Below are 12235 nucleotides of genomic sequence, written 5' to 3'. Positions count from 1 at the left end.
GCCTAGAGTGCCCGTCACCATCTTCGGCACCACGCCTCCGTTCGCCACCACGCCCCGCAGGAGCCCGCCATGGCACGCTACGACTACGACCTGATCACCATCGGCGCCGGCTCCGGCGGCGTGCGGGCCTCGCGGCTGGCCGGGCGCTACGGCGCGAAGGTCGCCGTGGTGGAGGAACTCCGGGTCGGCGGCACCTGCGTCCTGCGCGGCTGCGTGCCCAAGAAGCTGATGGTCTACGGGTCGCACCTGCGCCACGAGATCGAGGACATGGTCGGCTACGGCTGGACGGTCGAGGGCGTCCAGCACGACTGGGGCGCGATGATCGCCGCCAAGGACAAGGAACTCGACCGGCTGCACGGCATCTACATGAACCTGCTCAGCGGCGCCGGGAACACCGTGCTGGACGGCCGCGGCGTGGTGGTCGACCCGCACACCGTCGAGGTCGGCGGCAAGCGCTACACGGCCGAGCGCATCCTGGTGGCGACCGGCGGCTGGCCGACCCTGCCGGACGTGCCGGGCATCGAGCACGCCATCACCTCGAACGAGGCACTGGACCTGAAGGAGCGGCCGCGGCGGATCGCCATCGTCGGCAGCGGCTTCATCGCCGTCGAGTTCGCCGGCATCTTCCAGGGCTTCGGCAGCGAGACGCACCTGGTGTACCGGGCCGACAAGGTGCTGCGCGGCTTCGACGAGGACATCCGCACCGCGCTGACCGTCGAGCTCGAGAAGAAGGGCCTGAACCTGCTCCCCGAGACCCTGCCGACCCGGATCGAGAAGGCCGGCGACTGCTACCTGGTCTCCCTGTCGGACGGCGAGACCCTGGAGGTCGACGCGGTCATGTACGCGACCGGCCGGTCGCCCAACACCAAGGGCCTCGGGCTCGAGCAGGCCGGTGTCGAGCTGACCGCCAACGGGGCGGTGAAGGTGGATGCCTGGTCGCGCTCGTCGGTGCCGTCGATCTGGGCGATCGGCGACGTCACCGACCGCATCCAGCTGACCCCGGTGGCGCTGGCCGAGGGCCAGGCCTTCGCCGAGACCGAGTTCAACGGCAACCCGATCAAGCCGGACCACGACGACGTGCCGAGCGCGGTGTTCAGCCAGCCGCCGGTCGGCACCGTCGGCCTGACCGAGGCCAATGCGCGCGAGAAATACGGCGAGCTGGACGTCTACGTCTCGGGCTTCCGGCCGATGAAGTACACGCTGACCCGCAACACCGAGCGCGGCTTCATGAAGCTGATCGTCGACCGCAAGAGCCAGCGGGTGGTCGGCGCCCACATGCTCGGAGTCGATGCGCCGGAGATCATCCAGGGCATCGGAATCGCGGTGCGCATGGGCGCCACCAAGCGCGACTTCGACCGCACCATCGGCATCCACCCGACCGCGGCCGAGGAGTTCGTCACCATGCGCGAGAAGCGCCCGGAGCCGTCGCCGGCAGAGGCGGCGGCGGAGTAGGAGGGGCGCCGCCCGTCGTTCCGTGGGTTCCGGATCCGTCCCGCCTCTGGCGGTCCGGTCCGGAATGACGTCAAGGGGGGAGAGAGCTCCGCTCCTCGCGTCGTCATTCCGGGCGAGCGCAGCGCGACCCGGAACCCTCCGGCCGCTCCGTCTGCGGGGTCAGCCCTTCATCTCCACCTCGATGAACACGATGTCGTGGTCGTCGTCGTTGATGACGTCGTGCTCGACCCCGAGCGGGCGGGAGTAGGCCTGGCCGGCGACCATCTCGGCCGGAACGTCGCCGTCCTTGGTGGCGATCTTCAGCCGGCCGCCCTGGATCGGGACCACCACATAGGGCATCTCGTGGCGGTGCCAGCTGGTGGCGCCGCCCTTCGGGATGCGCCATTCGGTGACGCGGACCTTGTCGTCGTCGACCTGGACGGTCGGGATGGCGGGAATGTGCTGGTCGGCCATGGCGCTCTCCGTTGGTTCGCCTGACGATGGCGCGGTCGACGCTGCGGTGCAACAGGCTCGGCCTGCCGGGGCGAATCGGCTGGCAGCGCCGGGAAGCCGCTGCTAGAACCGGCCCGACGAATCGACGAAACGCCCCAGGGGAGGGTGCGATGATGCGCGAATGGAACCCGTCGGGCTGGCGGTCGATGCCGATCCAGCAGCAGCCCAGCTATCCGGACCGGGACCGGGTGCGGCAGGTCGAGCAGACCCTGCGGAGCTTCCCGCCGCTGGTGTTCGCCGGCGAGGCCCAGCGCCTGCGCAGCGCGCTCGGCGACGTGGCCGCCGGCAAGGCCTTCCTGCTGCAGGGCGGCGACTGCGCCGAGAGCTTCGCCGAGTTCTCGGCCGACAACATCCGCGACAGCTTCCGGGTGTTCCTGCAGATGGCGGTGGTGCTGACCTTCGGCGCATCCTGCCCGATCGTGAAGGTCGGCCGGATGGCCGGCCAGTTCGCCAAGCCGCGGTCGTCCGACATGGAAGTGGTCGACGGGGTGAGCCTGCCGAGCTACCGCGGCGACATGGTCAACGCCATGGAGTTCACGGCCGACGCGCGCACGCCGGACCCGGACCGCCTGATGCGGGTCTACAACCAGTCGGCGGCGACCCTGAACCTGCTGCGGGCCTTCGCCCAGGGCGGCTTCGCCAATCTCGACGAGATCCACAGCTGGACCCTGTCGTTCCTGTCCGACGCCCCGCAGAACGACCGCTTCGAGCAGCTGGCGGCGCGCATCGACGAGTGCCTGGCGTTCATGCGGGCCTGCGGCCTGACCCCGGACAACGTCCAGCAGTTGCGCGAGACCGACTTCTACACCAGCCACGAGGCGCTGCTGCTCGGCTACGAAGAGGCGATGACCCGCAAGGACACCATCACCGACGACAAGGGCTGGTACAACACCGCCGCCCACATGGTGTGGATCGGCGACCGCACCCGCCAGCTCGACGGTGCCCATGTCGAGTACTGCCGCGGCATCCACAACCCGATCGGCATGAAGTGCGGGCCCAGCCTGGATCCCGACGAGCTGATCCGCCTGGTCGACGTGCTGAACCCGCGCAACGACCCGGGCCGGCTGACGCTGATCGCGCGCTTCGGGTCCGACAAGGTCAAGGAGGCGCTGCCGAAGCTGATCCGCGCGGTCGAGCGCGAGGGCCGCAAGGTGGTGTGGTCCTGCGACCCGATGCACGGCAACACGGTGAAGTCCTCGAACGGCTACAAGACCCGGCCGTTCGACCGCATCCTGTCGGAGGTGAAGTCGTTCTTCGAGGTGCACGAGGAAGAGGGCACCTATGCCGGCGGCGTGCATTTCGAGATGACCGGCCAGGACGTCACCGAATGCATCGGCGGCGCCACCCGGATCACCGAGCATGCGCTGGCGGATCGCTACCACACCCACTGCGACCCGCGCCTGAACGCCTCGCAGTCGCTGGAGCTGGCATTCCTGATCGCCGACATGCTGCGCCGTCGCCGGACCGGGGCGGCGACGCCGCTGAAGGCGGCGTCCTGACGTCGGGAACCGGCCGCAGCATTGCCCGGAGCGCATAACTCCTTCGCCCAGCGACCGTTGTCGCTTCGACAGGCGTCGCGTTATCGTGGCGGATGCAACGGCCGGAGCCGGCAATGAGTGCGATCGAGCGTGAGGATCTGGACCCGGGGCCCGACCAGGGCGGCCCGGGGGAGACCTGGATGTCGACGACCCGGCATCCGACCGACCAGACCCTGTCCGGCTATGTCGACAAGTACTTCCTGCGGACCAAGGAGTGCGTGCAGCGGTTCGGCGACAAGCGCGTCACCTATGCCGTGTTCATGCGCCGTCCGGTCACCTGCGCGCCGCGGTTGGCGGTCGAGTGGATCAGGGCGATGGCGGCGGCCCGCGGCGTCGAGTTCGAGATCGAGCTGACCCATCGCGAGGGCGCCTGGGTCGGCGCCGGCGAGCCGATCCTCTACATCACCGGCTCGCTGTACCACCTGGTCGACCTGGAGACCCAGTACCTGCAGAAGCTGGGGGCCGCCTGCGTCGCCGCCTACAACGCCTATACCATGTGCGTGGAGCTGCCGGACACCGCGTTCCTGGCGATGGACGCCCGGCACTGCGCCGGCACCGAGATGGCCGAGATCATGGCCTACGGTGCCAGCGTCGGCTCCGAGAAGGCCAAGAAGAAGGTCGGCGCCAGGGGCTTCATCGGCAACGCCTCGGACGCGACCGCGCATTACTTCGGCCAGGCGCGCGGCTTCGGCACCATGCCGCACGCCCTGATCGGCTATGCCGGCTCGACGTTGCGCGCCGCCGAGATGTTCCACGAGACCCACCCTTCGGAGAACCTGACGGTCCTGGTCGACTATTTCGGCCAGGAGATCACCGACGCCCTGGCGGTGTGCCGCCGGTTCCCGGAGATCGCCGCGGCCGGACGCCTCTCGATCCGGCTCGACACCCATGGCGGCCGGCACATCGAGGGCCTGGACATGGCCGAGTCCTACAAGGTGCTCGACCGCAACGCGCCCGAGGCGATCCGCGGCTACCGCTCGGAGGCCGAGCTGAAGTCGCTGATCGGCACCGGCGTGTCGGCGGCGGCGATCTGGCACGCCCGCGAGCAGCTCGACTATGCCGGCTTCCCGGACGTCAATATCGTCGCATCGTCGGGCTTCGGGCCGGAGAAGTGCCGGGTGATGGCCCTGGCCAAGGCGCCGGTCGACGTCATCGGCACCGGCTCCTACCTGCCGGAGCGCTGGAGCGAGACCTACGCCACCGCCGACATCATCGACTACGACGGGGCGGCGCGCGTGAAGATCGGCCGCGAGTTCCTGCTGCGCGAGGTGGCGCGCTGATGCCTGACCGGGTGCTGATCGTCGTCCACCAGAAGCACTCCACGCCGGGCCGGGTGGGCGAACTGCTGGAAGCCCGCGGCTACGCGCTGGACCGCCGCTGCCCGTGCATCGAGCATCCGCTGCCGGACAACCCCCGGGACTACGCGGCGGTGGTGGTGTTCGGCGGCCCGATGAGTGCCAACGACTGCCAGTCCCTGGACGGCATCCGCCACGAGATCGACTTCACCAAGCGGGTGCTGGACGCCGACGTGCCGTATCTCGGGATCTGCCTGGGCGGCCAGATCCTGGCACGGGCGCTCGGCGGCACGGTGACGCCGCATCCCGAGCAGCATGTCGAGATCGGCTACACCCGGGTCGAGCCGGTGCCGGGGGCCGAGCCGCTGTTCGAGCATTCCCGGTTCTTCTTCCAGTGGCACCGCGAGGGCTTCGACGTGCCGCCCGGCGCCGAGCTGCTGGCGACCGGCACCAACGCGTTCCCGAACCAGGCGTTTCGCGTCGGCGACCGGACCTACGGCCTGCAGTTCCATCCGGAGATCACCCTGGCGATGATCCACCGCTGGAACCTGGGCGGCGGCCACCGCCTGCACATGCCGGGCGCGCAGCCGAAACGGGCGCATGTGAAAGGCTTCGAGCTGTTCAACGACGGCATCGAGCGCTGGACCAACACCCTGTTCGACCGCATGGGCATCCCGGCACTGACCGCGCACCGCGCCGAGGCTGCCGAGTAGTCGGCCCTCAGGCTGCCCGGACCGTACGGCCGGACGGCAGCCGGAATGCCGCCTTGGTGCCTTCGCCGATCCGGCTCTCGATCCGGAACTCGGCACCGATCGCCTCGGCGAGCGAGCGCACGATTGCCAGCCCCAGGCCGACGCCGTCGCGCGGGCGGGTGGTCGGATTGGACGGGTTGGCAGCCTGCACGAAAGGCTTGGTGACTTCCTCGATCATCGCCGACGGGATCCCGCAGCCGTCGTCGCGGATGGTCACCCAGACCCCGTCGCCGCGATCGGCTTCGACGATGACCTCGATCATGCCGCCGCGGTCCGTGAACTTCGCGGCATTGGTCAGCAGGTTGACCAGGATCTGCTTGACCGCCCGGCGGTCGCTCTTGACCACGGGGGTTTCGACTGCACAGGTCTTCGCCAGCGTCACGCCCCGGGCCTCGCAGCGCGGTGCCACCAGCATCATCGCCTCGTCCACCAGATCGGCGATCACCAGCCGTTCCTCGATCATCTCGATCCGGCCGGACTCGATGCGCGCGAGGTCCAGCAGATCGTCGATCAACTCCAGCAGATGGGCGGCGCTGGTACGGACGTCGCGGACGTACTCGGCATAGCGCGGATGGCCGACCGGGCCGAAGACCTCGGCCTGCATGATCTCGCTGAAGCCCATGATGGCGTTCAGCGGCGTGCGCAGGTCGTGGCTCATATTGGCCAGGAAGCGGGATTTGGCGCGGTTGGCCGCCTGTGCCTCGACCATCGCCTCGTGCAGTCTCTGGACGTATTCGTGCTCGCGGGTCACGTCGGTCCCGGTGCCACGGTAGCCGAGGAAATCGCCGTCCTCGTCGAACATGGGCCGGCCGCGGATCGCCACATGCCGTTCGCCGCCGGCGAGCGTGAAGCGCATGCGCCGGGCGTGGATCGGCCGCCTCTCGCGCGTGTCCTCCTCGATCGCCCGGAAGCCCGGGTCGTTCAGGTCGTAGAACCGCAACTCGTGGCGGTTCCGGCCGACGAACTCGTCGGTGGCGATCCCGGTGATCTCGAAGAAGCGGTCGGATATGAAGGTGAACCGTCCATCGGGGCCGGTTTCCCAGACCCAGTCGGAGGCGATGTCGATGATATCGCGGAACCGGCGTTCGCTGGCGGCGAGAGCTGCGTTGCTCTCGACGGTCTCGGTGGCGTCCGTCAGCATCCCGGACCACAGGACGGTGCCGTCCTCCAGCCGGCGTGGCGACGCCCGGGTCCGCAGCCATCGGGTGCCGCCCGTCGGATGGCGGATCGGCAGTTCCTCGTCCCAGTCGTCCAGCCGGTCGGCCGAGGCCCGCAGGCTGGCTTCGAGATAGCGCTGCTCCGATTCGGTGACGAACTCGGCCAGGGCGGCGTTCCAGTCGGCGGTGAATCGCTCCGGTCCGAGCCCGGTCAATTCGCGCACCCGCTCGCTCACATAGCTGCAGGTCACCTGTCCGTTGGTATCGCACCGCAGTTCGAAGATCGCGCCGGGGATGGTCTTGGCGAGGGCGGTCAGGGTCGCGGCCGCGATCCGGTCGCGATTGACGTCCTCGTAGAACGTCACCAGCCCGCCGTCAGGCGTGTGGACGTCCTGGTAGCGGATGAGACGGTTCGCCACCGACAGGAATTCGCCGGACCCGGCGCGGCTGCGGTGGCGCTCGGCACGCCCGCGCGGAGCCGAGACCGCCTCCGGAGCCTTGCTGCGGGCCCGGCGATCCCGTGCGAACAGGTCAACGAAGCGCGGCTTGCCCTCGAACGGGCCCGCATGGGCGAACATCTCCCGGAACCGGGCGTTGCAGTACGCCAGCCGGTCCTCGGCATCCCAGACCGCGATGCCGACCTCGGTGCTCTCCAAGGCGAAGGCGAGGCTCGCCAGCACCACCGGATCCTCGGTCGCGGCGGGCCCGGTCGATGTCGGGACAGCGGGAAACGATGGCGTCGTCAACGCGGGCGGACTCTCGTCGCGGGTTCAAGGGCGCAGCATGCCACGCCACCGGTTAAGGGTCCGTCAAGCTGAAATCGCGAAAGCCGGGTCACGCGCCTGCGAGGTACTCGACCGCCGCGTCGACGCCACCCGGCCCATGCGGTATGCCCTGGCGCTTGAGCTGCAGCTCGACGGTGGCCAGGCAGCCGAGGATCATCGGCTCGTTCAGGTCGCCGAGATGGCCGATCCGGAACACCTTGCCGCTCAACCGGGAGAGCCCGCCGCCCAGGGCGACGTTGGTCTCCGACAGCACCTTGCCGCGGAACGCGTTGGCGTCGAAGCCGGCCGGCATCTGGATCGCCGTGACCGAGTTGGACAGCGCATGATCGTCTTTGCCGAACAGGGTCGGGCCGTTGCCGCGGCCCCAGGCCCGGACCGCGCGGCGCGTGGCCTCCGCCAGCCGGTGGTGGCGCGCGAACACCTGGTCGAGGCCTTCCTCGAGCAGCAGCCGCAAGCCCTCGCGCATGGCGAAGAACAGGTGGCTGGGGGCGGTCCCGGCGAACCGCAGGCGGCCGTGGTCGCCGGTCTTGATCTCGTTCCAGTCGTAGTATTTGCGCGGCAGCTTCGCGGTCCTGGTGGCCTCCAGCGCCTTGTCGCTGGCCGCCGAGATGCCGAGGCCGACCGGCAGCATCAGGCCCTTCTGGGAGCCCGCGACGGCCACGTCGACGCCCCACTCGTCCATGCGGAAATCCATCGAGGCCAGCGACGAGATGGTGTCGACGATCAGCAGCGCCGGATGGCCGGTCGCCCGGATCGCGGCGCCGATGCCGGCGATGTCGTGGGTCAGGCCGGTCGAGGTCTCGTTGTGCACCACGGCCACCGCCTTGATGGTGCCGGCCTTGTCGGCGCGCAGTCGCGCCTCGACGCGGTTCGGATCGATCGCGCGGTCCCAGGGGTTCTCCAGGATCTCGACCTGCAGGCCGAACGCCTTGCACATCTCGCCCCAGGACTCCGAGAACCGGCCGGTCTCGCACATCAGCACCGTGTCGCCGGGCGAGCAGATGTTGGCCATCGCCGCCTCCCAGGACCCGTGGCCGGACGACGCATAGATCATCACCTCGCCGGTGGTCTTCATGACCTTCTTCAGGTTGTCCCGGCACTCGACCTGGATCTCGAAGAACTCCGGCGTCATGAAGTCGAGGGCGGGCCGGTGCATGGCCTGCAGGATGCGATCCGGGATGTTTGTCGGACCGGGGATGTTCAGGAACTGGCGTCCAGCGAGACGGGCCATCGGGTTACTCCATTCCCTCGATCAGCATCGATCGGCTGACCGCGGCGCGATGCCGGATCGCCAGCGGCCCGGCATATTCGGGCGAGTCGTACCAGGCCTTGGCCTGCTCGAAGCTCGGGAACCGCAGCACCACCACGCGGCCGAGCGGCGGCTCGCCCTCCAGGGTCTCGATCCGCCCGCCGCGCGCCAGATACTCGCCGCCGTACTGGGCGATGGTCGCCGGCACCTGGGCCTTGTACTCCTCGTAGGCGGCGGGATCCTTCACGTCGACCTGCGCGACGACATAGGCGTGCGGCATGATTTCCTCCCTGGGTGCTCGTCCGGGCGGGCATCCTGGCCGATAACCATGCGGGGGTGGGATGAAAAACTCTCATACCCGCATGAGCTCGATTGCAGGCGAAGCGCTGCCGGCTACTCTTCGTCCTCGCCGATGTGACGGGCGAAGGCGGCGCGGACGGTCTCGCCCATCTTCTCGATATTGCGCTCCAGCGACGGGAAGTCGACCGCGCGGCCGGTCCGGGCGAGCCGACGCTTGAGCGCTTCCGGAGCGGTCTCGGGATCGAAGTCGCGGCCGACGGTGAGCCGCAGCAGACCCTGCAGGTTGCGCCAGATCCGGGTGGCGGCGGCCAGGAAGCGCGCCTCCTCGTCGTCGAGCACACCGGCGGCGCCGAGCCGCCGGAACGCCTCGGCGGTGTTGCCGTCCAGCACGGCGGGGTGGCGATGCGCCTCGCGCAGCTGGAGGTACTGGGCGATGAACTCCAGGTCGAGCAGGCCGCCGCGCCAGTGCTTGACCTCCCAAGGACTGCTCGAGCGGTGCTGCTTGGCGGTGCGGCTGCGCATCGCCCGTACCGCGGCCAGCAGTTCGGCGGGATCGCGCTCGGTGGTGAGGATCGTGCGCACGCTGTCCTCGATACGGGCCCGCAGGCGGGCCGGGCCTGCCACGACGCGGCCCCGGGTCAGGGCCATGTGCTCGAAGGTCCAGGCATCCTGGGCGTAGTAGCGCTCGAAGGTCTCCAGCCCGGTCGCCAGCGGGCCCTTGGCCCCGGTCGGGCGCAGCCGCATGTCGATCTCGTACAGTGCGCCCTCGGCGGTCTTGGCCGACAGCGCCGCGATCAGGCGTTGGCTCAGCCGGATGTCGTAGGCCGAGGTCATCAGCGGCTTCGGGCCGTCGGACTCGCGATCGAGCGGGGTGTCGTAGACGAACACCAGGTCGAGGTCGGAGCCGTGGGTCAGCTCGCGGCCACCGTATTTGCCGAGTGCCAGGACGCCGATCGCCGGGGAATCGGTGTCCGGCAACCGGCCGTGGCGCTCGGCGAACTCGGTTTCCACGACCGGCAGCAGCGAGCGGATGGTCGCGTCGGCGATATCGGAGAACGTCTCGCCGGCATGGTCGGCGTCGAGATGCGCCTGGATGATCTGCACGCCGACCTGGAAGCGCCGGTCGCCGGTCCAGCGGCGGGCGGTGTCGAGCGCGACCTCGTAGTCGTCGACGACCCCGAGGTGGCGTTCCAGCTCGGCGGTCAGGGCGTCGGCGTCGGGCAGCGGCCGCATCACGTCGTGGGTCAGCACGCCCTCGAACAGCGCCGGCTCGCGCCCGAGTTGCGAGGCCAGCGACGGCGCCATGCCGAGGATTTCCGCCATCACCTCGATCAGCGCCGGGTTGGCGTGGAACAGGCTGAACAGCTGCACGCCGGCCGGCAGCGCCTCCAGGAACCGGTCGAACCGGCGGAACGCCTGGTCCGGCTGCGGCATCCGGCCGAGCGCCTCCAGCAATGCCGGCGTCAGCTCGGTCAGCAACTGGCGCGAACGCTCGCTGCGGGTCGCCCGGGTGCGGCCGCGGTGCCAGTCGCGGATGGTCTCGGCGATGGCGCCCGGATCCTCGAAGCCGAGGCCGGACAGGGTCGCCACCGTCTCGGGATCGTTGTCGCTGCCGGTGAACACCAGGCTGCCGGACTCGCTCGTCGGGATGGACAAGGCAGGCGCCTCCTCGAACAGCCGCGCGTAGTGGTAGGCGACGGTATGGAGATGGTGGGCCAGGTCGCCGCGGAACCCCTTGGGGTCCTCGTAGCCCAGGAAGGCGGCGAACCGGTCCAGTTCGGCCGGGTCGTCGGGCAGGACCTGGGTCTGCTTGTCGTCGACCATCTGCAGCCGGTGCTCGACCTTGCGCAGGAACCGGTAGGCGAGCTTGAGGGCGTTGGCGACCTCGCCCCGCACCCGCCCGGCCTGCACCAGGGCGGCGAGCGCGTCCTCGGTGCCGCGGACCCGCAGCCGGGCGTCGCGGCCGCCCCAGATCAGCTGCTGGGTCTGGACGAAGAACTCGATCTCGCGGATGCCGCCGCGGCCGAGCTTGACGTTCTGGCCCTCGGCCTTGATCGCCACGCCGCGCTTGTGCGCCGCGATCTGGCGCTTGATCGAGTGCACGTCCTGGATCGCCGCGAAGTCGAGATGCCGGCGCCACACGAAGGGCTTGAGCGCGCGTTCGAAGGCCGCCGCGGACTCCGGGTCGCTGGCCACCGGCCGCGCCTTGATCATGGCGGCGCGTTCCCAGTTCTGCCCCATGCTCTCGTAGTAGGTCTCGGCAGCGGTCATCGAGACCGCCGGCGGTGTCGAGTTCGGGTCCGGGCGCAGCCGCAGGTCGGTCCGGAAGACATAGCCGTCGGCGGTGCGCTCCTCCATCAGCTTGACCATGGTGCGGGTCGCGTTGACGAAGGCCTGGCGCAGTTCCCAGTGGTCGGCATAGGCCGGCAGCGCATCGTCGTAGAGCACGATCAGGTCGATGTCGCTGGAGTAGTTCAGCTCGCGCGCGCCCATCTTGCCCATGGCCAGGCAGACCAGGCCGGACCCGGCCAGCGGATCGGCGGCGTCCGGGTCGAGCGGCAGCTTCTTGCGGCGGATCTGCTCCAGCAGGGCGTGGCGCCACGACACCTCCAGGCCCCGGTCGGCGGTGCCGGTGATCGCGTCGGTGACCTGGATCAGGTCCCACTGGCCGGCGATGTCGGCCATGGCGACGGTGATCGCGGCGCGGCGCTTGGCTACACGAAGCGCCTTCATGATCGCGTCGGCGCCGTCGCCCGGATCGATCGCCGCGAAATCCGCCCAGACCTGCTGGATCGCGGCGTCGACGCCGTCGCGCAGCGCCCCGACGACGAAGGTCTGCTCGCGCAGCATCTCGCGGGTGAGGTATGGCGAGTGCGCGAAAATTCCCTCGATCAGGGCCCGGGCGCCGGGATCCTCCATTGCCTGCAGCGCCCCGCCGCCGGACTCGGAACCCGCCAGCTCGGCCGCGCGTTCCTGCCAGCGTTCCAGGCCGACCCTTACGGCGTTCGGATCGGTCGGGATCGGCGGGGTGCGGGGCTGCAGTCGAAAGCTCAAGACGGTCTCTGGGTGGCGGTTCCTGGACGGGTGGAGAGTGGGGAGTTCCGCCCGCCGCGGTCAAGTCGGGCGGCCCGCGCCGCGAGGCACAAGGGAGCGTCGTAGGCGGGAAAGGAACGTGTTATCAGGATCGATACCCGACCGACGCCCCAACGGGGTTA

At 69.7% G+C, this 12235-nt stretch carries 9 protein-coding genes; 4 read left to right on the top strand and 5 right to left on the bottom strand.

Annotated elements, in window-relative coordinates; translation table 11 throughout:
* Nucleotides 1–69 precede the first annotated feature (69 nt).
* Complete coding sequence (gene gor / locus RIC31_RS19340) at nt 70–1452, top strand: glutathione-disulfide reductase (protein ID WP_350111600.1); 1383 nt, start codon at nt 70–72, stop codon at nt 1450–1452.
* 159 nt (nt 1453–1611) lie between these two features.
* Here gor and RIC31_RS19335 read toward each other — a convergent pair whose 3' ends face one another.
* Nucleotides 1612–1905: a cupin domain-containing protein gene (locus RIC31_RS19335; protein WP_350111598.1), complete on the bottom strand. Its 294-nt coding sequence runs from the start codon at nt 1903–1905 to the stop codon at nt 1612–1614.
* A 149-nt stretch (nt 1906–2054) separates the two neighbouring features.
* Between RIC31_RS19335 and RIC31_RS19330 the strand changes: the two genes are divergently transcribed.
* From RIC31_RS19330 to RIC31_RS19320, 3 genes are all read left to right on the top strand, one after another.
* Nucleotides 2055–3443, top strand: a complete 1389-nt coding sequence (locus RIC31_RS19330; protein WP_350111596.1) for a class II 3-deoxy-7-phosphoheptulonate synthase — start codon at nt 2055–2057, stop codon at nt 3441–3443.
* A gap of 179 nt (nt 3444–3622) precedes the next feature.
* Complete coding sequence (locus RIC31_RS19325) at nt 3623–4762, top strand: beta/alpha barrel domain-containing protein (protein ID WP_350112583.1); 1140 nt, start codon at nt 3623–3625, stop codon at nt 4760–4762.
* Entirely contained in the window at nt 4762–5490 is a 729-nt protein-coding gene (locus RIC31_RS19320) for a glutamine amidotransferase-related protein (protein ID WP_350111594.1), read from the top strand. Before RIC31_RS19325 ends, RIC31_RS19320 begins: the two co-directional genes overlap by 1 nt.
* 7 nt (nt 5491–5497) lie before the next feature.
* On the opposite strand, the gene RIC31_RS19315 is transcribed toward RIC31_RS19320, so the two are convergent.
* From RIC31_RS19315 to RIC31_RS19300, 4 genes are all read right to left on the bottom strand, one after another.
* On the bottom strand, nt 5498–7366 hold the full coding sequence (locus RIC31_RS19315) for a sensor histidine kinase (RefSeq protein WP_350111592.1): 1869 nt from the start codon (nt 7364–7366) through the stop codon (nt 5498–5500).
* Between the two features lie 154 nt (nt 7367–7520).
* The gene (locus tag RIC31_RS19310) at nt 7521–8702 is read right to left on the bottom strand and encodes a pyridoxal-phosphate-dependent aminotransferase family protein (protein ID WP_350111590.1); all 1182 of its coding nucleotides are present in this window, start codon (nt 8700–8702) and stop codon (nt 7521–7523) included.
* 4 nt (nt 8703–8706) lie between these two features.
* Nucleotides 8707–9000 (bottom strand): DUF1330 domain-containing protein, encoded by a 294-nt coding sequence (locus RIC31_RS19305; RefSeq protein WP_350111588.1) that lies wholly within the window; start codon nt 8998–9000, stop codon nt 8707–8709.
* A 113-nt stretch (nt 9001–9113) separates the two neighbouring features.
* Nucleotides 9114–12074, bottom strand: a complete 2961-nt coding sequence (locus RIC31_RS19300; protein WP_350111586.1) for a bifunctional [glutamine synthetase] adenylyltransferase/[glutamine synthetase]-adenylyl-L-tyrosine phosphorylase — start codon at nt 12072–12074, stop codon at nt 9114–9116.
* Nucleotides 12075–12235 lie beyond the last annotated feature (161 nt).

The organism is Thalassobaculum sp. (genome assembly GCF_040219615.1).
Taxonomy (GTDB): Bacteria; Pseudomonadota; Alphaproteobacteria; order Thalassobaculales; family Thalassobaculaceae; genus Thalassobaculum_A.
This window is presented reverse-complemented; position numbering and strand designations above follow the sequence as displayed.

Bases quoted from the DNA above. Each gene is read 5' to 3' on its own strand.
- gor (WP_350111600.1), top strand. From the start codon at position 70: ATGGCACGCTACGACTACGACCTGATCACCATCGGCGCCGGCTCCGGC.
- RIC31_RS19335 (WP_350111598.1), bottom strand. From the start codon at position 1,905: ATGGCCGACCAGCACATTCCCGCCATCCCGACCGTCCAGGTCGACGAC.
- RIC31_RS19330 (WP_350111596.1), top strand. From the start codon at position 2,055: ATGATGCGCGAATGGAACCCGTCGGGCTGGCGGTCGATGCCGATCCAG.
- RIC31_RS19325 (WP_350112583.1), top strand. From the start codon at position 3,623: ATGTCGACGACCCGGCATCCGACCGACCAGACCCTGTCCGGCTATGTC.
- RIC31_RS19320 (WP_350111594.1), top strand. From the start codon at position 4,762: ATGCCTGACCGGGTGCTGATCGTCGTCCACCAGAAGCACTCCACGCCG.
- RIC31_RS19310 (WP_350111590.1), bottom strand. From the start codon at position 8,702: ATGGCCCGTCTCGCTGGACGCCAGTTCCTGAACATCCCCGGTCCGACA.
- RIC31_RS19305 (WP_350111588.1), bottom strand. From the start codon at position 9,000: ATGCCGCACGCCTATGTCGTCGCGCAGGTCGACGTGAAGGATCCCGCC.